The organism is Pseudoalteromonas luteoviolacea (assembly GCF_001696455.1).
GTDB classification, from domain to species: domain Bacteria; phylum Pseudomonadota; class Gammaproteobacteria; order Enterobacterales; family Alteromonadaceae; genus Pseudoalteromonas; species Pseudoalteromonas luteoviolacea_C.
On record NZ_MAUJ01000001.1, the window covers coordinates 1,519,897 to 1,543,017 of the forward strand.

The window sequence follows — 23,121 nt, forward strand, 5'->3', positions numbered from 1 at the left end:
ATTATCGAGGACTCATATACACATTATTCAAAATACGCTTTCCGGCGAACTCAAAGCTCAACTCTCCAATGAGCTCAAAACCTAAACGTTTATAAAACGCATTAGATATGTTTTCTGTCCAAGTATATAGCCAGAAATCAGAACCAAAACGGGCTGTCACCTCTGACAACAGAGCTCTACCCACACCTTTACCTTGAAAATGGCTATGTACGTACAGCTTTTCTAGCTCAAAACCATTTTCAGGACCTTCAAATTGAGAGCGATTATTTACTACAGCAAAACCTATTATAGCTCTCTCCTCTTCACATACGATGATGTCATACTCATCACGCAACAATAAGTCTTGAAAATAATCCTTCGTAAATTGACCGATAGCAAAGTCAGCATATTCACGGCGCATTCCATCCAGAGTATAAGTGTTCAGCCATACTTGAAGTGAAAGTGCAACTAAACAGCTCAGGTCATTGACATTTGCACGCCTTATCATACCGCCCTCACTCTTTTTCTAAAGTAACTGGTCTTATGATGGTTTTGGTTAACAAGATAATAGCTCAGCAAGATTGACCCCATAAATATTGAAATTAAACTCATAAAGATGAAAGTAAAAAGTACAACCCTCCCCATTATTGCGGCAATTAACATGCACATAATCAATAGCAAAAGCGTCTACTTTTTCGAAAGTAAATGGCTTTAGTGTGAGTACTGCCCAAACTTAAGTTTACGTTTGTTTACTCAAAGATATAAATATTGAAATTCCATGCTTAAAAAACACCCACAACACTAAGAAACTAAGTCATAAATAGTTGATTATGCGTATAAGTTTTTATCGTTTTGTAAGAAGCTCTTTTTTAAAGCAACTCAGTTATCAAGATGACTAAAAGAAAACACACACTATAATAAGTAATCTAGTTCCTTAGCTGTTTTAGAGGGGACAAACTCAGTAATTTGGTATTCGGCAATACCCGTTTTAAAGAAAGGGTCTTCACTTAAAACTTCTTCTAGCTGCTTTTTGGAGGTAGAGGTTGCTAAGATCACGCCACCAGTTCTCGGTTCAGTGCGACCAGACATTAAGAAAATACCATCGTCGTAACACTTGTCCAAATATTCTACATGCAAGGGTAAATACTTATCAACTTCAGATAAACCAACTAAATAATTTAGTGTGACGATAAACATGCCAGTTCCTTTTTATAATAATTTATACGCGGTCAATGCTTAATCAAAATACGCATTAATTTTATCAAATTAATGAAACTCCTATTTCGATTCAGTGAATAATGTATCAGCCAAAAAGAAATGTGTACATAGGTGCTCACATTTACTTACAACTTGCGAAGTGCTGGTGCTGTTAACTAAATGCAGTCAACATGCGACAATTTGTCACATGCCATTCCAGAGTCTCGTTACATATAATAAGCAAATTATCCCCAATATAATAATAATCATATGCTTAAACAGCTACTAAAATGGCATCGACGAATCGCCCTTGTTTGTTTGGTGCCTTTTGTTATTTGGGCGCTTTCTGGTTTACTGCACCCTGCTATGTCGCACTTCGCAAAAGCACCAAGGATCAATGCAGCGCCTATTCAAGTTAATACGCAAAATATACAAATTTATGCACAGTTAAAAGAACTGCTGAATCAGGCGCATATAGAACATTTTAGTCATGCAAGCCTAATACACTTTGGCGGGCGCTATTACTACCAAATTAGGGAAGTGAAGTTCAATCAGCTACTGGTTCACTACCTACCCATTGATGGGCAAGTATCAACCCTAACTGACCAACAGTATGCACACGCCCTCGCAAGCCAATGGTCTGAGAAAAATATAATTGATTCAAAGTTAGTCACCCAATTTAGTCCTGCCTACCCAGAAATAAATCGCGTACTACCGGTATATCGATTTACGCTAGAAGATGGCAACCTCTTATATATTGATACCCTCGGCAAAAGAGTTACCGCACACAACACCCCATTGCGTGAATCACTGTCTTTTTGGTTTAAACATCTTCACACTTGGCAGTTTGCTGGCGACCGCCATAGCCCTTGGCGCATTCTTCCCATGTTGTTTCTCAGTGGTGCATTGTTAGTCATGGCAATTCTCGGGCTTTTTGCGTACAGCTTACTTTGGCCCCGCATAAAATCGACACGCTTAAATAACCATACATTACATCGAGGCGCGGGATTGGCACTCAGTTTGTGCTTATTGGGCTTTGCAACCAGTAGTATGCATATATTAATAGACAAGTTCTATCCGCAAACGTTTAGGCAAACCGTGCCAGACAACACCCTTTACACTCGCGCGTTAAACCATGATCCTGTAAAAGCACTGGTTCAATCCGGTGGAGATAACTTTCAGCTTGTCTCTATCGATGGCGAAATTTATAGCCAAGTCGTCTCCTATGAAAAACGTAATATGCAATTTTCATATTGGCAACAAGGGCCTACCAACATTAATAATCAATTACGCGCTGAGCATGTATTATATACGCAGCTGAATGTTCAAGGTCAGGTCAGTCACGTCGAGCAAATTAATAAATTCGGTCCAACTTACGGCTTTATCAACAAGCGCCTACCCGTTATCCAACTCAGGTTTGAGCATAACCCGAGCACACTTTACAGTGTCGAACCACACACAGGTTATATCGCAGCTGTTGACGATACATGGCAAAACGCCCGTAGTTGGCACTTTGGTTACTTACATAAATACCACTTTCTAAATCCAATCGGCAAAGGTCCGCGTGACATAGTTATCGCAATTATTTGTCTTGGATTAGTATCAGTTGCCATACTAGGCACTAGTTTATATTTTGCTAGAACAGTTCGTCAGCGACGAGCGAAACAGCAACGTGATTTAAATAACAATGAATTACTAAAAATAACTAAGGAACAAGCATAATGAAATCAGGCTTTTCTTATTCACTGATTACCATTGCACTTTTACAAGCAGATATGGCCAACGCACAACAAGGTGCGACAGATGATATAGAACAGATCACGGTTACTGCAAGCCGTACGGCCAAAGCCAATACTGACCTCGCACTGAGCGTTGGTAGCGTATCAGAAGAAGTGATAAGAAATGACAATGCACAACATGTTTCCGAGTCTTTGGAGACAATTTCGGGCGTATTGCTAAACCAACTCTCGGGCGGTCAAGGCCACAACGCTGCGATCCGAATGCCCATTAACTATGGCGGCTATACCCTATACCTTCAAGACAACGTACCACTGCAATCTGCAGCGTTCTACAATCACAATGCGCTTTGGTGGGCTAGCACTAACTCGTCAACCTCAAGATTAGAAGTCATCAAAGGTGCGGGTACCAGTCTATATGGCTCAGGAGCTGTCGCAGCAACGGTGAACGTACTTTCAACACCCGTCAATACGAGTAGTAATAAACTCGCCACTACATTTGGAGAAAATGGCTACCAGAGATTTAATGGTGCGCTAGTCCATAAAATGTCAGATAAAAATGGGGTTAGAATCTCAGCAGCACACCTAGACAATGATGGCTGGCGAACTCACAGTAGCGTCAAAAAGTCTGAGTTTAATGTACTGCACGAATTGACCATTGATGACAAACAAAGCCTCAAAACAAGCTTAATTGCATCGGCTCTCGACCAACAGATGCTTGATGCGTTGACCCATGATGAATTTACAGCCGATCCTACACAATCCGGCCTATCACAAGAGGTCTTAGATATTGACCCCCGTCGAGACACAAATTACGTGCGCTTGAGCTCTGAGTACCAGTATGAAGGCCAAGATTTTTATGCCTCTGTCATACCCTATCTGCGCTACAGAAGTAATGATTATATCGCCACATGGCAGCCAAACATGCCCAATGTTGAATCGAGTGTGAGATCAATTGGCTTGTTAGCTTTAAGTAACTTTGAACATAGTAGTGACTTTGAAACCACAGTGGGTATCGATATAGAACGCTCTGAAGGTGAAGCATATTCATATCAACCAACCACCACCACACCACCTAGTAAAGTGCCAATAACTTACCCTGAAGGGCATATTTTCTATAATGATACCACCCGCTATACGGGTATCTCTCCATATGTACAGCACATTGGCCACCTCAACGATCAGTTAAGTTATGCACTCGGGTTGCGCTATGATCATAACGAGTATGATTTTGACAACCACTTGCCGACATACGATGACGACGGATTTAATAATCGTTCAATACCTAGCCGCAGTGACACCTTTGAACACTTAAGTCCTAAAGCGAGTTTGAATTACAAACTTCAGGACAATGCCAGTGTATATGTGCGCTACGCAAGTGCAATTCGCCTTCCAACCCCGTCACAGATGTATCACCTTAAAACCAAGGAAACCAGCTCTCAGCTGGACTCTCTCAGTGAAGAAACATCCGATACATATGAGATTGGTTACAAAGCCAACTTAGACAAACTCTCGGTTGAAGTCGCCTATTATGTGATGGATGTTAAAGACGCGATAGTGACTGCTTATGATGAGCTTGGTGCTAGCTACAGAACCAACGCTGGTGAAGTGAAGCATCAGGGCTTCGAGTTTGGTGCCAACTATACCTTTAGCCCTAACTGGTCATTAGCACTAGCTTACAGCCAATCAAACCATGAGTTTGGACACTATATTCAAGATCAAAACCGACAAGACAGAGACGAAAAAAACCTAACGGGTAATAGCTTACAGATGGCACCCGAGTATGTCGCCAACTTAAGAGTCAATCACAACAGTCAGTTACTTGAAGGACTACAAATTACAGCTGAGCTCAAAAGCATCGGCGATTACTGGATGGATGCCAAAAATTCCCAAAAGTACAACGGCTATACAATTGCAAACTTAAAAGTTAACTACCAATTGTCACAAGCACTCAAACTCCATGTACGCCTTGCTAATGTGACAGACAAAAAATACGCGCTTCAAGCTGAAAAACGCTACGGTAGAGAGCGAATTCAACCCGGTGCGCCGAGAACAGCTTATGTTGGGTTAAGTTACACTTACTAATCCACCTAAAGCGATTAACGATAAATCTGCTGTGGTATCGCAACATCATGCGTGATATCACAGCCCTTTGTTCAACTTCCCCAGTTTATTGCAACCACTTAAAAATTGACGACTGACTTATTGTCGTCATCAAATCGTCATTAACTCCGTGCTTTAATAACTGGTATAGACCAGAAAGAGAAGCATTATGAACAACGATTATTTATTATTAACCCCTGGCCCATTGTCTACATCCAATACTGTTAAAGAAGCCATGCTAAAAGATTGGTGTACTTGGGATGATGATTATAACTTAGACATTGTGCAGGCCATTCGTAGCGAACTGTGCTCACTTGCTACAAGCAGCCCTGAATACACAGTGACTTTAATGCAAGGAAGTGGCACAAGCAGTGTCGAGTCAGCCATAGGCACGCTTATTCCCAATGGCGGCAAACTCCTGGTGATTAATAATGGGGCCTACGGTGCACGCATACTAGAGATTGCGCAGTACCTAAACATCGCTTGTTCGGCACTGAATTACTCTGAAACACAATTACCTGAGGTAAAAGATGTAGAGGCGGCTCTACGTTCAGACCCGACTATCACACACGTTGCGATGGTGCATTGCGAAACGACAACTGGTATTTTAAATCCCGCCAAAGAGATTTCGGCCGTCGTAAACAAGCATAAAAAAGTCATGATATTAGATGCCATGAGCAGTTTTGGGGGGATCCCCTTTGATATTGCAGATTGGCAAATTGACGTATTGATAAGCTCTGCCAATAAGTGCATTCAAGGTGTGCCCGGTTTTGGCTTTGTCATAGCCAAAAAATCACTTATGCACACTGCCAAAGGTAACGCTCGTTCGTTATCTCTTGATTTATACGCGCAGTGGCAAACCATGGAACAGCACCATGGTAAATGGCGATTTACCTCACCAACCCACGTTGTAAGGGCATTTGCTCAAGCGTTAACAGAGCTTAAACTTGAAGGCGGTATAACAGCTCGTTACCAGCGCTATCAAAAAAACCAATCTCTGCTCGTAGAAGGCATGCAAGCGCTCGGTTTCAAAGCCTTACTGCCTAAAGAGTTGCAATCGCCAATTATTACTTCTTTTTATTCACCAAGTTCGCCTGATTACGACTTCAAACGTTTTTATCAGAAATTGAAATCTTTAGGCTTTGTGATTTACCCAGGAAAGGTCTCCAATGCAGACTGCTTCCGCATTGGTAATATCGGTGAAGTGACACCGCAAGACATCACAAATTTACTAGAAGCTGTGACTAAAGCAAAATATTGGTAAAAACGGAGTCATTGGCGCAGTGTTCATTCAATATTGCACTGCGCCTGCGTGATAGGTGCCCAAAAGGACTGTAAAAAACTACTCTATTTCGAAATTTAATTGTACTTTCAGCTGCTTTCCATTCAATACATTTCCATTTTCATCAAGCTGCACGTGGTATTTCCATTTTGCCAGCGCTGCCTTGGCTTCTTTATCAAAAACCCCAGTGGGCACAGAGTCAGTCACTTTAATATTTATTGGAATGCCCTGTTTATTTAAATCGAACACAAGTTGAACATGTCCCACTATGTTAGCTTGGGCTGCATGTAACGGGTATTTGGGTTGTATGTGTATAACGGGTTTCGGTACTACCTGCTTGTCTGGCTGCACCTTTTGCAGTAACTGATAGGCCATTTTATCAAGTGGCCTATCAAGGTAGGTGTAATAGATTTTCAGTTGCTGCTTAGCTGCGTCGTGATTATTCAACCCAACGAATATTTCAATTAGGTTCTTCAACGCCTTTTCGTGGTCATGGGCATTGAGTTCTTTTAAATTAACAGCACGGTTCAAATACGTTACGGCTTGTTTTGGCATTTGATTTTGAAATGAAATACTGCCGATATAGTAATCAACCACAGCCCGATCATGTGAGTTGCTTGGCTCAATACTCAATAGAATATCAAGTGCTTTATCCAAATTACCAGCATAAGTGTAGTCATACGCATTAAGCACTTTAACCGCAGTGGCATCACTCATTACTTTTTTCTTCATTTTACTATGACAAGCATAAGTAAAGTGCTCTGGCAGGCAACTTGGTCCAGCCTCGCTCTGTTGTTGATTAGCTTGATTTGACTGGCAGCCAATCAAAATAAAAGCCAAGCAGCACAATATCAATGTCGTTTTCATCTTATTACTTCTTATCCTTTAATCAGAGTCGAATTTAATTGTTTAATCAATTTCAAATAATTAGTTTCTATTTTGGCTCTTTGTTCGAATCGTTTAAAACTATTTTTATTATTTTATTCGTCATGTCATCATTAAAATAGCCAATTTCCATACAGTTACCATTCTTTATCACTTTCCTATCATTCTCACTCCCATGGAAAAAAGGCTCAGGAGTTGCATGGCTATACTTAAAGGCAACACCATTTATTTCAAACTCAGTTTTATGCCCACGGCCCGCTTGGTGATGCCTATATCGCTCTATGCAACCAGACACTACCTCATAATCAGCCTTACCTATCCGTTGTAATAAGGCGATATCTTCCTTATAAGCAGAGTAAGTATTAGTTATACCAATTATACAGAAGACACTTAAACCTATCATTCCCTTGCGTTGCCACGTTTTAAAGACAGGCTCTTTAAAACCAACATAGAGAGGTACTATGGCCATGAGTATCATCAGGATTACACATGGAAAGACCCAAAGAAAGTAATCAATACTCGGATTTAAACTCACTTCGAAATACAGCATTCAGCCGCAACCTTACACGCTATAAACGCCAATAAACACTGAGTAAATCAACCAGAACGCTGCGCAAATAATGTAAATTGAAGTGAGGTAAATACCACTGTGAATACCACCCAGTGATCTTTGATTCGACGAGGTGATTAAGGAGTAGCCAAGTTCAGATTCTATGCGTATCGCTTCATTTTCATATTTGTCCGTTGCTTTTGAATTTCTTAGAGCAAACATCATTAAAGACAATGTGACTAAAAAGCCAAAGCACGCAATAGGTAGGCGCTCCAATGAATCGACAAGTAACTTCGAATTAAATTGAATAGCAAGTAACGCGGCATTGATTACTAACATAAAATGAAATGCTTTATGTCGAGTATCATACATATGATGGATATATGAAATAGCCTGAGCGTACTCGACTTCTTTATTTCCTGCCATAATTGCTGTCTTACCTTAATTTAAATGACTAAGGCTTTGTATAGTAGCAAGTTTAATCGCCAAGGGCATTAGGCAGACAAGGCGCAACGCAAAGTTACGAGTATATGTGATATGAATAAGTCTTAACTTGAACTGTCAGATTCGAATAATAGGACTCAATCAAATCTGACTGTCACATATGTGCCAAGCTCGGCCGTTCAACAGCAACTTAATATCGTAAATCCAATTGCAATGAATAAACATGTATATGGACAGAAGCGCGTTAGAGACGAATGACAGCTATATACCAACATCGTAACGCCATGCTCTAGGGAAAGCAGAAGCGTGGCGTAGGCTTTTCCCTAGAGCATTTTGTTACGCAATTTTTTGATCTTCTCTATTGCTTTTTAAGATTCGAGTTTTTGGCTTCAACATCTACCTTTGACATCTCAGAAATTTGAGATATTTCCTTATCAGTTTTAGCCGCTTCAACACTTGAAAGGTAAGTCGTTAAACTTTGCAAAACCTCATCTCTGTGCTTTGAGTAAGCCATAATTGATTCTTCATTATTTAGTCGCACTAACGTCTGACATGTAGAAGTTAAAAGGCCATCATAATAAAATATTGTACTCTTTATCTTCCTAATAGACTTCTCTTCAAAATCTACTTTCCCAACCTTAAACTGGAGCGGGTTGTCTGATGAATTTGGGAACTCCAAACCTTCAACAGAAACATCAAATCCGTCCCACTTTATAGATGGAGAACAGCTTTGTGATACATATTTAATTTTCTTTCCACCTACATTTAGTTCTTTTAGATTGGCTGATGGAGTAGTTGAGCAACCAGCTATCATCGAAACAAAAAAGCATAAAATAAACGTAATTATTTTTTCAGCATTCATAATTGGTTCCTTGCACTTATTGTGTCAGACTAATTGAGTTTAAATATTCGGCATACTTATCAGTCGCAGATTGATTTAACTTTCTAATTTCACCCTGGGCTGGGCTGCGAACCTCTAATGGTTTCTCTATGAGTTTTCTTACCGCTTTTTGATAGAGCGTCTCCAGTTGTTCGTATTGTTTAAATGCATCTTCTAAGATTCCCTTAGACGCAATTTGGTATTCGAGGTTTTCTTGTTGCTGATGGATATCTCTAAATGAAGACTCTAACTCCCTATAAGCCTCAGGTTTAATGAGTCTGTAAAAGTTGTTTGTTATTTCTGCCTCATATTCCAACGCGTTTTTTAGTAACTTTTCACGCTCACGTGCATAGATCAAGACCTCTTCATCTGTTAAATCGGGGTTAAACATTTTCCGGCGAAGCTCTTCCTCTATATTTTTAGTTCTAACTAAATTTTCTTTGAGCTCACTTTTAACGTTGTCCGGAAATTCTTTAAAGTTATTTTCTATGTATTCATTAATCTCAGCTTTGGAAGGAGATTTTCCACAATCACATCCTCTAAACTCAATTGCGGTGGAAAAAACTTCTATTCTTGAAAATAGATCGCCATTTATTGAGCTGCTAATTAATCCAGTTTGAATTTGAGAGGAAATATTGTCTCTAATCAAGTCACCCGCCTTCGCATCCAAAAGAATACGACTAAATGAGTATGATGGCTCAAATGCTTGTGCAGTACCTATAGATAGGAAGCCAACTAAAAGAAGCCTTAATAATAATTTGCACATACTAAATCCTTAAGCCGCATAACAATTTAATATCGACCCATTGGGTCGTTTTTCTACCGAGCCAAGGGGCATTTTTATCATTGTACCAGTTCTATCACAATAACTAACTTGTTGCTAAAGATATATTTTTAATCATTGTAGAAATTATGGAAAGGATAAAAACGACCCAATAGGTCGCTTTCTTGACTATAGAAGAAACACAAAGCAACTGGACATAACATCAGTGCTTTAAAATAAACTTTCTAATGGCCGCTATTCTTTTGAGGCATTCGACTACACACGTTTTGGGGCAAAGGCGAGTTATATTCATAACCCATCGATGGACAAAAGTGCGTTAGAGACCAATGATAGCTATATGCCAACAACTATCAGTCGTAACGCTTTGCTAAGGGGCAATTAATAACCAAAACGTACTCTAATACAGCATTACCTTTTGCCGAAGTAAGCAATAAATTAATGACGTAAGCTAACCAGGAAACAGAGAAGCCGAGAAATAAATTGATTGAAAATGATAACTGGCTAACTCGATGATTTTGCCAGCGAGCATAACGCTCTCTTTGCTCAGGTGTCACGGTGCCTCCTTTCTATGTGGCATATAACGCCCGCATAATGGGCGGATTAAGCTTGGCTAAAATTAGCGAAGAATGAGCGTCAGCCAAGCATTAAGACGTCCATTCATTAATGCGCTTGTTATACGTGTTTTACACAGAACCTAAATTTGTAAGCCAGTTTAACTAAACCAAAACTAACAATTGGAAACAACGGCGTAAAAAGGATAAACATTAAAAATAATCCACCGTCCATTATGCCTGCTTCGGTGTTTCTTAATGGCGTCATAAAAATCACTAGCATCATAAGTGTGAAGGTTAAAGGCCCAGTAAATAAAGTGATCAGGGCTTTTGATGCACTATTTAGCTTTTGCTCATATGATTTTGCAAAGTAACTACACGCTAGGAAAGATATGTAGAAATGAATAAAAATAAACACACCTAACACTAAATATCCCACCAAACTTCCCTATACGTATAACAATTTAATATCGACCCATTGGGTCGCTTTTCTACCGAGCCAAGGGACATTTTTATCATTGTACCAGTTTTATCACAATAACTAACTTGTTGCTACAGATATGTTTTTCATATCATTACAGACAATTATGGAAAGGATAAAAACGACCCAATGGGTCATTTTCTTGACTATAGAAGAAACACAAAACAACTGGGCATAAGATCAGTGCTTTAAAAATAATATTCTAATGGCCGCTATTCTTTGAGGCATTCGACTAAACACGTTTTGGGGCAGGAACTAGTTGGCTGAACGGCCGCTTTGTAGAGTCAAGCTAACAAAACCATATAATCACGACCGCCTCTTGATCGCTCATAGCTGTCTATCAGATGATAGTCTAAACCTATTCATCGAAACTGTAAGATCAGGTATGAGCTAATACATGTAATGAAACATGTAGTCGCGGGCCATCGTGCTGCTACCTGATGACCCTCTATCGTTGTACTAAACTCTGAAACCTTCAACCACAAGCCCTAGTTCTTGACTGGCACTGCGCAGCGCCTTGCTTGTATCAGTCAGTGATTGCGTTGCATCTAGAGACAGATTTGTAGAATCCGACAGATCCGTTATGCGTCGATTAACTTCTTGAGCTGCATGAGATTGCTCTTGCGTCGCACGCGCAATTTGACTATTCATCTGCGAAATGACTTCGATTAAGCGTTCAATCTCCGTCAAAGCGGTATCCGCTTCTTTTGCTTGCTGTACTGATTCTTTTGAAGTTGCTTGACTTTGTTGAACCGCTATCACTGCCGCTTGCGCACCCTGTTGCAAACGCTCAATCATGGATTGAATTTCATCGGTGCTCTCACTGGTTCGACTTGCAAGCGTTCTGACTTCGTCGGCAACAACCGCAAACCCTCTGCCCTGCTCTCCAGCTCGGGCTGCCTCTATCGCTGCGTTCAAAGCCAGTAGGTTTGTTTGTTCTGAAATACCGCGAATAACATCAAGTACCGATCCTATATTATTACTTTCCTCAGCCAATGAACTGGTCACTTCATTGACTTGCTGGATGTTTGAAGAAAGACTCTCAATCGTACCAATTGTTTTTGCGAGCGTATTTTTACCTGATGCACTGTTTTTCATTGCATCGCTTGCAGCTTGCTCAGCTGCTTCAGCATTATTGTTAATCTCTTGAATCTGCATACTCATTTGTTCAACCGCAGTAGCAACTTGCCGGCTGTTGTCATTTTGCATTTCGATGAAGTTTAAATTTCCGCGCCCAGCCTGATCCACCTCATGGGCAAGGTTTTTTACGCTGTCGCTGTTGCCCGCAACTTTCAAAATTGAACTGCGCATTCTTTCTGTGTAAGCATTAAAGTGCTTTGTCAGTTTAGCGACTTCATCTTTACCGTACTCATCTAGACGCAAAGTCAAATCCCCATCCCCATTGGCGATACGCTTCATGGTATTTGCAGTTTCTCGAATAGGATGCAAAATACTTTTTGAAATGAGTATACTCAAGCTAATCGCAAGAATAATAATCACACTAAAATCGACGAGTAGATCATTTCTCTGCGACTGATATTCTGCATAGATAGTATCTAGGTAAACACCTGAGCCAACAATCCATTGCCACGGTTCAAACCCTTTCACAAAGGAGATTTTCTCTACGGGCTGCTCCGCCCCCGGTTTTGGCCATTTATATGGTACAAATCCACCACTTTGCCGCTTCACTACACTCACCATATCCACAAAGAGCGCTTTACCATCAGGATCTTTTACGCCCGTAAGTGACTTGCCATTCAGGTTTGGCTTAAAGGGATGCATCACCATCACAGGCTCAAAGTCATTTACCCAAAAGTAATTATTCTCTTCATACCGTAAGCTCGCCAACGTATTTAATGCACTTTGGCGCGCCTCTGATTCAGATAAGGTGCCATTTTGCTGTAGTTGATAAAAGTGACGTAAGATACTGTGGGCACTTTCTACTAAACTTTGTGTTTTTTCGTATTGTTGTGATTCCAAAGCAGCATATTGACGCTGCAAATTAAGCATATTTTGGATCACCAAAGCGGCAATCACTGTCCCAATTAAAATCGTGAGGCGTTGATAAATACTGCATTGCCTTAACGTTCGCATAAGTTGTTCCTTCTTGCATACATATTGAACCTTAAATATAGACACGCAGAAACCGTTCGCCAGTGAAAATAAAAATAAAGTTCATTTAAAACATATAGATAGAAGTTTTTAGCAACTTTGTAAAAGCAATTAGCCTTTAGTCTAAAATTTGGGGATTTTTTAATTTTAGACGCACAAAAGTCAAAGTATAATTATTGGCGAGTTTAGATTATTAGCCTAAATATCGGCTGCAAGCAGCTTGCATAATCACATGATGCCAAAGATTACCATCGTTTTTCTCTAGGAGATCGGCTAGCATAGCGCTGGTTAAATAATAATTAAAATAGAGGAAATCATGATCCAAGATGGATTCTCATTTATCGCATTTTTGATGTTTTTTTCAGGTCTCGTCATTTGGTATGAAAATAAATATAAAGACGGCCGTTTTTTTAAATATGTCCCCGCAGTTATTATTATATATTTCTCTGCGATGGTGATGTCCACATTGGGTGTTTGGGAAATGACAGATTCCGTAAAACAAGCACGCGGTGAAGTGAGAAACGCTATTTTACCAGCAATGATTTTTCTCATGTTATTAAGGGCAGACTTAAGAGACATCGTCAAACTCGGGCCAAAACTACTGGGCACATTTTTTGCAGCGACACTCAGTATCGTACTTGGTTTTATCGTCTCATTCACCCTGTTCCAAAATTACTTAAACGATAACGCTGCACTGACCTTTGGCGCACTTGCCGGAAGCTGGATTGGCGGCACCCAGAATATGGTGGCAGTCCAACAAGCCCTTGGCCTTAACGATGCGGGCATGGGATATACGCTACTCATAGACTCGATTGACTACGCTATGTGGATTATGTTTTTGCTTGCACTTGTGCCCTTTGCCCACAAGTTTAACGATTGGACAAAAGCAGATACCAGCACCTTAGACGACCTACAAGAAAAACTGACCCTTTCAAACGACCAAATTCGTAAAGAAACGACTTTTCCAGATATGATGTTGTTACTCGGCTGTGCTTTTGGTTTATCAGCACTTGCAAACTATGCCTCTGGGCTATTACCACAAAATGCCGTACTGACCAGCACGACTTGGAGCATCATGATAGTCACCCTTGTAGGCGTAGTTTGCGCGATGACACCTCTGGGCAAAATTCCAGGCTCGCCTCAACTGTCCAATGTTTTACTGTACACTTTGGTTGCACTAATCGCTGCTAATGCTAATTTTGCAGAGCTAACTCAGGCACCAGCATATATATTAGCCGGCTTTGTGATTTTGCTTATTCATGGCCTTATTCTGACCACCATAGCTAAAATCTTTAAACTAGATCTGTTCACCTGTGGTATCGCTTCATTGGCGAACATCGGGGGCGTTGCGTCTTCACCTGTACTCGCGGCAGCTTATAGCCAAACTTTGGTACCTGTTGCCATTCTTATGGCATTGATGGGAGTCATTATAGGCACAGGTGGCGGGATTGGCGTCGCTTTGCTATTACAAGCAATGTAAACTTTCTCTCACAGTGACGCGGTAGCGTGCTATCGCGTCTCATTAAACCTTATATTCCTTCAACTACCATTTCTATGGCGTCATGAAGCCAATACTCTATGTTGTAGTCCACTAATTGCTTTTGAGCATCATAACGTGCTCTTTGTACTTTTAAACATGGTGCCCCGCTATTCTTTTCCAGTCTTGAAGACGCTTCGTCAGGTAATACAGTGACACTAATCACACACTGTTCATGGCTCACTTCAGCATTATATTCAGTAGACATCACCTCCGTAATTGAACCGTTTAATACCTGATTTTCAAGCCCTTCGAATCGTGCTGCGAGACAGTATATTTCTTCCATCAAAATTGCACGCTCATCCACCTTTCTTACGCGAGACAATTTATAAATCGCCTCGCCTTCAAATCGCTCATGAGCCACTTGGTGTGCAGTGCTTGGCGCTTCAATACTAATCACCTCCGTTTTCGGCTCAAATCCTTGCTCCTTGGTTAAGCGATTAAAGTTTACTTTACGCGCAGGGTGCCACCGAAGTTTTTGTGGTGTGACAAACCAACCACGGCGTTTCTGACTGTATATCACGCCCTCGGCTTCAAGCCTTGCAAGGGCCTCCCTTACTGTGATCCGTGTAGAGCTAAACTCCTCTTGTAAGCTCCGCTCTGAAGGTAACTTTGACCCAGGCTGCATGGAGCCTTGAGCTAGTAAATCTTGAATATAATTACGGATTTTTTGATAAAGCAACATGGTATTTTAAAAGTACAAACCCCAAAGATGTGACAAGCTTACGTGACTTTTATGACAATCGGAATCTCATTTGGTGTAAATCTAAAACTCATTTCAAACACTGTTTACATCTGGGTCCAGTTTAGCCGCGCTGCCGCTTAAACTACTCAGCCAAGTGTCTAATTTGGATGGCACCAAATTCATATCTTGCGCATGCTCTTTACGCCTTATTGCGTTTCTAATCGCATATGCACCAATACTTCTAAATGGTTCAGCAGGAAATTTGGCTAGCTTGCCATTTACTAATGCACATTGGCTCCAACAGTCTTGCTGATTGGCTATCAAAGATGAAAGGATTTTCCCTCCTAAGTATGATTGCACAACACCATTGCCAGAATAGCCACTACCATAAAATACATTTTTCTTTCCTTTGAGTAGGCCAAAAAATGGCATACCTGAAACGCTGCGATCAGATGGGCCCGTCCATGTTCGCTCGATAGGTAAAGGGGTATCAAAAAAGTGCGCGAGTGAACGGTGTAAAATATCTAAATAACGGCTCGGTGCATCAAAACGAGCCTGTACTTGATTCGCAAAACTAAAATAGTTACCTCCCTTACCTAGCATTAATCTGCCTTCAGAGGTCGTACGATAATAATTGACAAAAATCCTCGCATCTATGACAGGCGCGCCATGCACAAGTTTGAGTTGTTCAAGCAATTCAGGCATTGGTTTAGAAATCACCATATCACTTGACACTAAAACAACATGTCGAGAGAACTCTGAGCGCAGAGAAGGCAGCCACGCATTGACGGCAAACGTCAGGCTAGTAGCGCGAATCTTGACGCCCTGTTTGGTTGAGATAGTGACAATCTCGCCGTCTACATGTGACTGATAAGCTGTTTTTTCAAACACACGTACACCAAGTTTAAGCGCGACATTTCTGAGCCCACGCACTAACTTTGCGGGTTGTACACTGCCGGCATGCGGGCTATAAATTGCATGTAAATTGGTCTCAGACCCGGTTGCTCGCAAGCCTTCTTTATCAACTGCTTGCCAATTGTTGAGATCATGTTTTTCAAGTAATGAAACGACCGGAGCTAGGCTCTCAATTTGCGCTTGATTGGACGCCGTGTAATACGTCCCGTCCACTCGGCAATCACACTCAATAGCGTGACGATCGGCAAACCGTTTAATTTCATGCACCGCCTGCTCTGAGCTTTGTACCAAAAAGCACGCTTGATCTAGGCCGAACTGCTTTACCAAACTGGCAAACTTGGTTGACCACGTCAGCATGGCCCCACCATTTCTACCTGATGCGCCTTGCCCACATAGATCTTTTTCTATCACCGTAACATCCAACTCTGGCGCTCGTTGCTTCAACATAATCGCCGTCCAAAGCCCTGTAAAACCGCCACCAATAATACAAGCGCCGGTTTCTAAGTTATGCGTTAGCGGCTTCGCTGAGACGATATCTGTCTCAGCAATTGCGTCATCAAACCAAAATGGCTGGAAGCGCTTCATGGGCGCTCCCCGCGCGCGAGTTTAGATTCAATTTCAACCAAAACCGCTTCTACATCGGCCAATGAATCCACCACATAATGTGCCCCCGCAGCAGACAATTGAGTGTAGGCAAGTCCGGTTAACGTCCCTTGCTGCGCGTTATCTAACGTGTGCCATTCTTGCTCACTCAAGCCAATTGCATTGCCAGTTACAGCTACGCCGATGGTCCACATACCTGCATTTAACCCCTCTGTAATGCCATGCACGGAATCGTCGACTTTTACACACGAAGCCACACGGTTTATCCCTAAGCGCTGGATATTTTCTAATGCCATCCAAGGGCCCGGACGAGAACCTGCAACACATTCATCACTTGCAACCACACAATCAGGCACGTAACCATATTCAGCCGCAGCAGGCACCAAGACATCCATCACGGGTTTTGGATAGCCAGAACAACTACCAATTTTCACGCCTTGAGCTTGAAGTCTATGTATCACTTCCAACACACCTTTAATGGGCTCTGCCCGCTCTGCAACTTTCGCTATTTGCAAAGGCATAAAAGTTTCATATATATGGTCAACATCTTGACTCGATGGTTGACGTCCGAATTGAGCCAGCCAACGAGCGGCTATTGCTGGCGTATTGAGTAGCGTATTAATATGATCCCACTTTCCCATACCCATGGGCCCACGAGCTTCATGCAGCGAGATATCAAAATCAAAGCCACGTTTAAATGCTTCAACAAAAATACTGGTTGGTGCAATGGAGCCGTAATCCACAACTGTGCCTGCCCAGTCTAAAATAAGTGCTTCTATATGTTTCATATTGATTCCTAATAAGTATAAATTCGATTAGCTAGATGCGATTTCAATGTTGCGAGTGGGCGACCATTGCTTGCTGACCAGTGTCGCTTTGAAGTAAATCAACGCGCTGATAACCAGTACGCCAGCAATGGCCGCAACCCAATAGCACGCAGATATAAAAAATTGCAGCCAGGACAGGTCAGGTGTTGCAAACGTTTTGTACAATAAAATTCCTACAGAACCGATGTACCCCGCTGAATCTGCGAGGTAAATTAAAAAACCCGCATTGGCGCTCGACCCCACAGCAGAGATCAGTCGGTCAAACAAAAAACAGTTATATGGGATGTAACTGATATACAAACCTGCACCGAGTAAGACCATCCATGCTTTAGAAGACAGCCACTGAGATTCATATCCGTATGTGCTCCCGGCAAGTAGTAAAACCCCAAACAAAATAAAGTAATGATTGGCGAAAAAAGCAGTTCGATTATTTTTAATTAATACCAACGCCGCCATTGCCAGCAGAACAAAGAATGCAATTCTAATCCCTGCGTAAGCGAAGATAGTGGGCTCATGGCCATAGCCCAGTGCTTGCCAAATTTCAGCCGAAAAGTTGTCTCGAAAGTCTCGAAAGCCCGTAAAGAGTAAAAAGCTTAAAACTAGCGCTGAAATGCCAAACCAATATCGTTTGAAAAATTGCCATCGCGCTTTGCCGCTCATAGGCGCGCGTTTTTGTCTGGCTTGTTCATCTTGTGCGGTCGGTTTTGGGATGCTGTTTAAACATAAAACGCTTAAAAACAACAAAGGCAAAAATATAGCCCCCGTTGCTGCTGGCATCCATAGCTCTGTGACATTGAGTTCTACCACCAGCCATTGGCCAACCGTTCTAACCAGACCTGACGCCAATATAAATGTCACACTCAACACGGCACCAAGAATTTCAGTACTTTTACGCCCCTCCAAGTAACTGAATACCAACCCCCAAATCATGCCCAGTGAAAGGCCATTGATAAAAAGCCAAAAGACATTCAAACCCGCAGGCGTTAACGCAAACAAAACCAGCGCAAGCTCAGCGCTTAAAATCATACCGATGATCACATACACTCGCCTGTCTGGCCGCATTTCAGCAATGACTTTTACACCGATAAACTTGGCGCATAAATAGCCAAATACTTGCGCTAATATCAGCGCCACCTTGAAACTCACGAGCCAGTCCGAGCTGTTATATGCTTCATATGAATTAACAGAAAACGGCTTGCGAAACGCATACATACTAAAGTAAGTTAAAAATGCACTAGATGCCGCAAACAAAACGAAACCAATGCCGCTGGCTTTTTCAAGCCAATTAGGTGGTTGCTGCCAAAGGCGAAGATTGATCATGATACTTCCACTCGTGAAGGCAGGCTTAGCACCTGCCATATGATATTAAAAACTAGAACTGATAGTTCAGCCCGACCATACCGCGAATACCGTAGTATTCGACTTGCAGAGGACGTCCTTCATTTCCTTGGTAGTACTCAAGTGGCTCGTCGGTCAGATTGTTCAGCTCTAGGTACACTAGTGCATGCTCGTTAAGTTGATATGACGTAGTAAAATCAACGGTCGTATTCGCGCCATAATAGATATCTTCTTGCGACGCCGTGCCACCAGTGCCATGCTCATCGATATAGGCCCCCTTGTGGTTAACAGATAATCGGGCAGCAAACAGCGTGTTATCGTAATAGAGTGTGAAGTTATAAAGTTCATCGGCTTGACCTGGAATTGCAGGGTTGTCACTGCGGCTGAGCCCCGTCATTTCTGAGTCCATAAATGTGGCGTTACTCATCACTCCAAAGTTTTCTAATTGAGGGGAGATAAATGCCAAGTCTCGATTGAACGCAACTTCAACCCCAGCTACTTTTGCATCGTTACCATTTTCTGGGCGATTAATGCTGATCCCGTCAATACCTCGATAAGTATCTTTTCTTGTTGACCAGTAAATTGGGTCTTGAATGTCTTTGTAAAATACACCAGCAGATAGCAATCCTACGCGTTCGAAGTAGTACTCGACCATTAAGTCTAAATTTGTTGAGAACGTTGGATTGAGGTCCGGGTTTCCGGTTTTAAGCTGTTGCTCTTGCTCTAAGAACGTCCCCCCCGCCGTCAAGTCCCCAAAGTCGGGGCGGGAAAATGTGCGCGTCAAGGCAAAGCGATAATTGATGTCTTCACTTGCACGATAGGTAAGATGAAACGACGGTAAAATAGCCCAGTAATCTTTTGTATGATTGTTGGCTTCAAGTGTTTTGGACTCCTCTAGGTAGGTAAATCCAGATACGTCCGTGTCGGTATGGGTTGCTCTAATACCTGCGACAATTTCAATATCTTGATTAAATTGATAAACCCCCATTCCGTATAAAGAAGCATGTGTTTCATTCACAGTGAAGTTTCGACCCAGTGCCCCGCCATTGTTTACAAGTGCGGACTCGTCTGCAATCAGTTCAAAATTAGATCTATTGCTATTCCAAAACTGCATCGCATCCTCTGTCGATGCAACGGGTGCGAACAGGGCGTGATAATTCACGGGTAATTCTGACAGATAATCAGTGCGACCCGGTTGATCTGCTAAAGAAAAGCTATCTAGGGTTGGCACGTCACCACTTGACGCTTTCCAACTATAGAACTCATCCGAAAAGCTTGCTTGCCTTTGCTTATCTCGATATTTCGCTCCGAATTTAACGGCAAGCGCATTGTCAACTTGCCACTCAAGATCCACATTAACCACAGCTCGGTCTTTCTCATTAACGAAGACTTTGTATAGATTGACCCAAGATAGCTGACTTTGAGACGGGTCCATTTTGAAGTTTTCAGGTAAGTAAGTACGAATACCGTCCCACGGGTCTTGACCACCATCGACAATATTGTAGGCGTAGTTCTTACCATTTCCGGCTTGTGTTAAACCTGAAAAGTTCACCTTTTGATCAAAGCGCATCACAAAATAGCTATGGTCTTGTTTATTGGGCTTATTGCCATAGCGGAATTCATTTTCATAACTGGCAATTTGCCAATTTAGGGTTTTATCAATACCCAAGTCATGGTCACCTCTCAACTCAAACCCTGTCATTTCGGTGATCAATTCATCGCGGATATGTTGCAACTCGATGCGGCTTTTATCAAATCGCAAACGATGTTTGTAATGTGTTTCGTCATCAATCAAAGTGCCATATAACGCGCTGGCGCTAATAGAACCACTATCTAATTCGTATTCTACAGAGCCATTTAAACCAAACGTTTCTCTTGTGCCTGTATAGTCTCTAAGTTCTAAGCGGTAAATTCCGTAGTTTTCTTCCTCTCCTCGTCTGCGTGCTTCGAAATTATCTGTCGCCCAGTCGCGCTTCCAAGCTGTCGCATTGATTATAAAACCAAGCTTGTCATCGAGCAGCCGGTCGCCGTAAATCACATTCGCCGAGTAATTATTTCCTTCAGCGAGCTCATTCTGACCGACACCCACATTCGTCTTCAAAATGAACTCATCAGCCCCCTTTTTGGTGATAAAATTGACATTACCGCCAATTGCATCGCCCTCCATATCTGGTGTAATTGCCTTAGATACCTCGACGAACTCAATTAATTCACTCGGGAAAAAGTCAAATGCGGTTGCTCGACTCGTTGTTTCTTCTTCTGCTGTTGGCAACCGGTTACCGTTTAAACTTGTAGAGCTCCACTGTGCCGGAAGCCCTCTAACTGCGACAAAGCGACCTTCCCCTTGGTCTCTTTCAATAGACACACCTGGGATCCGCTGCACAGCTTCCGCCGCATTTCTGTCAGGCAACTTACCTATGCCATCCGCAGCAATGACACTCTTTATACTTAACGCATTCTTCTGAGTATTAGCCGCGGCCATTTCACCTCTAAAAATTTGTCCAACACTCACGACTTCTTCAATCGTTTGACTACTATTGAGAATAATGGGCTCAAGCATCACTACTTTGCCATCAACCACTTCAACCTCTACCTCTGCGTCTCCATAGCCAATGTAAGACACTACCAAGGTATATCGACCACGACTCAGCTTTGATAACGAAAACTCACCGCGATAGTCCGTCACTGTAGAGAATTCGCTTCCCTTTACGCGCACAGTTGCTCCCGATAAACTTGTATGTGGGTCTGCAACTACCCCGACTAATTTGCCGCTTGAGGCATATACACTTGCACTACTAGCCAAAACTATCGCTGCCGCGATTTGTGTTAGTTTACTCATTGCTTTTATCTCAAATGTTGGGTTTCTTTTCTGGTCTAGACCAATTTATTGCAGATAGAGTAATGGTGGTTTTTTACACTGGCGTGACGGTTTGGTTAAAGCTTGGTTTAAGGAAAAAGACGAAACCTGTCTTTTGATAAGATAGCGCTGTATATATTGGTAAGCAGCGCTTATTTAAACAACTGTACAACTGTCAGAGTGACAAGCTTGCTTGAACGGCGTCCACAAGCTCTCGTGACCAAACACCGTCACTGTTACCATTTGTAAAATAGACAATGATGTAGGCATCATCCAAGTTATCTTTGAATAAGATCCTTACTCGGCTTAATGCACCGCCATCGTGACCCACCTCCTGAAACTGCCAATTACGGCCATAATCCCAGCCAGAGGCGAAATAGCTGATGTTTCCGTCACGCAGGCGGTAAGGCTTAAAATACTGTTGCAATTGGGTTTGCTCTATTAGTTTTCCATTAGCCACTGCAGATAAAAACCTGCCAATGTCATCGAGGCTACTGTAATAGCCGCCATGCACAGCACTATAGTCAGGCCATTGAATAAACTCGGATTCAACCAGTTTTCCAGCGCTCACATGGTAAGTTTTCACAGCATTGAGATGGCTTTGAGGGTGCTGTAGCCGCAACGTGTTTTTCATTGCAAGCGGATTGAAGATGCGCTGTTCAACAAGCGCTTCATAGCTATGCCCTGAAACTGACTCTAATAAAGCCGCTAGTACTAAATAATTTGTTTGTGTATATCGGATCTTTGCCCCAGGGGCAAAACGCACAGGCTTAGCCTTTAGCTGTTCAAATGTCTCTTTTTTATTTGCAGCAAAAACAAATTTACTGACTTCACGGTCAAAGTACTCGGGTATACCTGAGGCGTGATTCAAAAAGGCACTAATAGGAATATTATGCCATTGTCTTGGTAAGCCTCGTACATAGAGAGATGCGGGCTTGTCGAGTGAGATTTTCTGCTCTTGTGCAAGTTGCAAAACCAAAATACTGGCAAACAACTTACTTATGGAATGAATGGGAAATAAACTGTCTTCGGTAAGTGAGTGCTCTTTTTTGAACAACTCACTACTGTGTATGCCCTTGAACAACTCTTTGTCTTTATGCAAGACCAAAAGCCCTTGAGCCGGTATTTGATGCTGTTGCTCATGCTGAGCAAGTAATACCTTCAACTTCTCTGCATCACTGCGCTCATCAAAGAAATTACACCCTGACAAAGTGAGTACACACAACGAAACTTGAGTGATTATTCTAAACATCGACGACTCTTTTATTGGCAACTCTACCGATAACCTCCAGAAAAATCTAGAGTTACCGATTATTTAGCCCACTTAAATTACACAGTTTATATGAATAATTATCTAGTCTAGCTGCTTTCTCCC

The 23,121-nt window shown here is 42.0% G+C and carries 19 protein-coding genes; 4 read left to right on the plus strand and 15 right to left on the minus strand.

Features of this window, described 5'->3' with window-relative positions:
* Window position 1: 1 nt before the first annotated feature.
* Entirely contained in the window at window positions 2-487 is a 486-nt protein-coding gene (locus tag A7985_RS06465; protein ID WP_065789595.1) for a GNAT family N-acetyltransferase, read from the minus strand.
* Between the two features lie 404 nt (window positions 488-891).
* Entirely contained in the window at window positions 892-1,176 is a 285-nt protein-coding gene (locus A7985_RS06470) for a YciI family protein (protein ID WP_065789596.1), read from the minus strand.
* 270 nt (window positions 1,177-1,446) lie between these two features.
* Between A7985_RS06470 and A7985_RS06475 the strand changes: the two genes are divergently transcribed.
* The 3 genes from A7985_RS06475 (at window position 1,447) to phnW (ending at window position 6,279) form a co-directional block, all read left to right on the plus strand.
* Window positions 1,447-2,898, plus strand: coding sequence for a PepSY domain-containing protein (locus A7985_RS06475; RefSeq protein ID WP_065789597.1), 1,452 nt, complete (start codon window positions 1,447-1,449; stop codon window positions 2,896-2,898).
* Window positions 2,898-4,997 carry a TonB-dependent receptor gene (locus A7985_RS06480; protein ID WP_065789598.1) on the plus strand — a complete coding sequence of 700 codons (2,100 nt, stop codon included), beginning with the start codon at window positions 2,898-2,900 and terminating at the stop codon, window positions 4,995-4,997. Before A7985_RS06475 ends, A7985_RS06480 begins: the two co-directional genes overlap by 1 nt.
* A gap of 187 nt (window positions 4,998-5,184) precedes the next feature.
* Window positions 5,185-6,279, plus strand: a complete 1,095-nt coding sequence (gene phnW, locus A7985_RS06485) for a 2-aminoethylphosphonate--pyruvate transaminase (protein WP_065789599.1) — start codon at window positions 5,185-5,187, stop codon at window positions 6,277-6,279.
* A gap of 78 nt (window positions 6,280-6,357) precedes the next feature.
* Here phnW and A7985_RS06490 read toward each other — a convergent pair whose 3' ends face one another.
* The 7 genes from A7985_RS06490 to A7985_RS06525 all read right to left on the minus strand — a co-directional run bounded on the left by A7985_RS06490 (window position 6,358) and on the right by A7985_RS06525 (window position 12,966).
* The gene (locus tag A7985_RS06490) at window positions 6,358-7,164 is read right to left on the minus strand and encodes an energy transducer TonB (RefSeq protein ID WP_065789600.1); all 807 of its coding nucleotides are present in this window, start codon (window positions 7,162-7,164) and stop codon (window positions 6,358-6,360) included.
* Between the two features lie 67 nt (window positions 7,165-7,231).
* The gene (locus A7985_RS06495; protein ID WP_141685274.1) at window positions 7,232-7,651 is read right to left on the minus strand and encodes a hypothetical protein; all 420 of its coding nucleotides are present in this window, start codon (window positions 7,649-7,651) and stop codon (window positions 7,232-7,234) included.
* A 93-nt stretch (window positions 7,652-7,744) separates the two neighbouring features.
* The gene (locus tag A7985_RS06500; RefSeq protein WP_065789602.1) at window positions 7,745-8,158 is read right to left on the minus strand and encodes a hypothetical protein; all 414 of its coding nucleotides are present in this window, start codon (window positions 8,156-8,158) and stop codon (window positions 7,745-7,747) included.
* A gap of 376 nt (window positions 8,159-8,534) precedes the next feature.
* Window positions 8,535-9,038, minus strand: a complete 504-nt coding sequence (locus A7985_RS06505; RefSeq protein WP_065789603.1) for a hypothetical protein — start codon at window positions 9,036-9,038, stop codon at window positions 8,535-8,537.
* Window positions 9,039-9,054: 16 nt separating this feature from the next.
* Window positions 9,055-9,822, minus strand: a complete 768-nt coding sequence (locus A7985_RS06510) for a hypothetical protein (RefSeq protein WP_065789604.1) — start codon at window positions 9,820-9,822, stop codon at window positions 9,055-9,057.
* A gap of 368 nt (window positions 9,823-10,190) precedes the next feature.
* A complete protein-coding gene (locus tag A7985_RS06515) occupies window positions 10,191-10,394 on the minus strand; it encodes a hypothetical protein (RefSeq protein WP_065789605.1) in 204 nt (67 codons plus the stop codon).
* Between the two features lie 937 nt (window positions 10,395-11,331).
* The gene (locus A7985_RS06525) at window positions 11,332-12,966 is read right to left on the minus strand and encodes a methyl-accepting chemotaxis protein (RefSeq protein WP_065789607.1); all 1,635 of its coding nucleotides are present in this window, start codon (window positions 12,964-12,966) and stop codon (window positions 11,332-11,334) included.
* A gap of 334 nt (window positions 12,967-13,300) precedes the next feature.
* Between A7985_RS06525 and A7985_RS06530 the strand changes: the two genes are divergently transcribed.
* Window positions 13,301-14,464, plus strand: coding sequence for a DUF819 family protein (locus tag A7985_RS06530; RefSeq protein ID WP_065789608.1), 1,164 nt, complete (start codon window positions 13,301-13,303; stop codon window positions 14,462-14,464).
* Window positions 14,465-14,513: 49 nt separating this feature from the next.
* Here A7985_RS06530 and A7985_RS06535 read toward each other — a convergent pair whose 3' ends face one another.
* The 6 genes from A7985_RS06535 to A7985_RS06560 form a co-directional block, all read right to left on the minus strand.
* Window positions 14,514-15,206 carry a UTRA domain-containing protein gene (locus A7985_RS06535; protein ID WP_065789609.1) on the minus strand — a complete coding sequence of 231 codons (693 nt, stop codon included), beginning with the start codon at window positions 15,204-15,206 and terminating at the stop codon, window positions 14,514-14,516.
* A gap of 93 nt (window positions 15,207-15,299) precedes the next feature.
* A complete protein-coding gene (locus tag A7985_RS06540) occupies window positions 15,300-16,706 on the minus strand; it encodes an FAD-dependent oxidoreductase (protein WP_065789610.1) in 1,407 nt (468 codons plus the stop codon).
* Window positions 16,703-17,512, minus strand: coding sequence for a phosphonoacetaldehyde hydrolase (phnX, locus tag A7985_RS06545; RefSeq protein WP_065789611.1), 810 nt, complete (start codon window positions 17,510-17,512; stop codon window positions 16,703-16,705). The genes A7985_RS06540 and phnX overlap by 4 nt, the downstream gene beginning before the upstream one ends.
* Before the next feature lie 27 nt (window positions 17,513-17,539).
* Window positions 17,540-18,871, minus strand: a complete 1,332-nt coding sequence (locus A7985_RS06550) for a DUF5690 family protein (protein WP_065789612.1) — start codon at window positions 18,869-18,871, stop codon at window positions 17,540-17,542.
* 52 nt (window positions 18,872-18,923) lie between these two features.
* Window positions 18,924-21,728, minus strand: coding sequence for a TonB-dependent receptor (locus A7985_RS06555; RefSeq protein WP_065789613.1), 2,805 nt, complete (start codon window positions 21,726-21,728; stop codon window positions 18,924-18,926).
* A gap of 193 nt (window positions 21,729-21,921) precedes the next feature.
* The gene (locus tag A7985_RS06560) at window positions 21,922-22,998 is read right to left on the minus strand and encodes a serine hydrolase domain-containing protein (RefSeq protein WP_065789614.1); all 1,077 of its coding nucleotides are present in this window, start codon (window positions 22,996-22,998) and stop codon (window positions 21,922-21,924) included.
* Window positions 22,999-23,121: the final 123 nt, after the last annotated feature.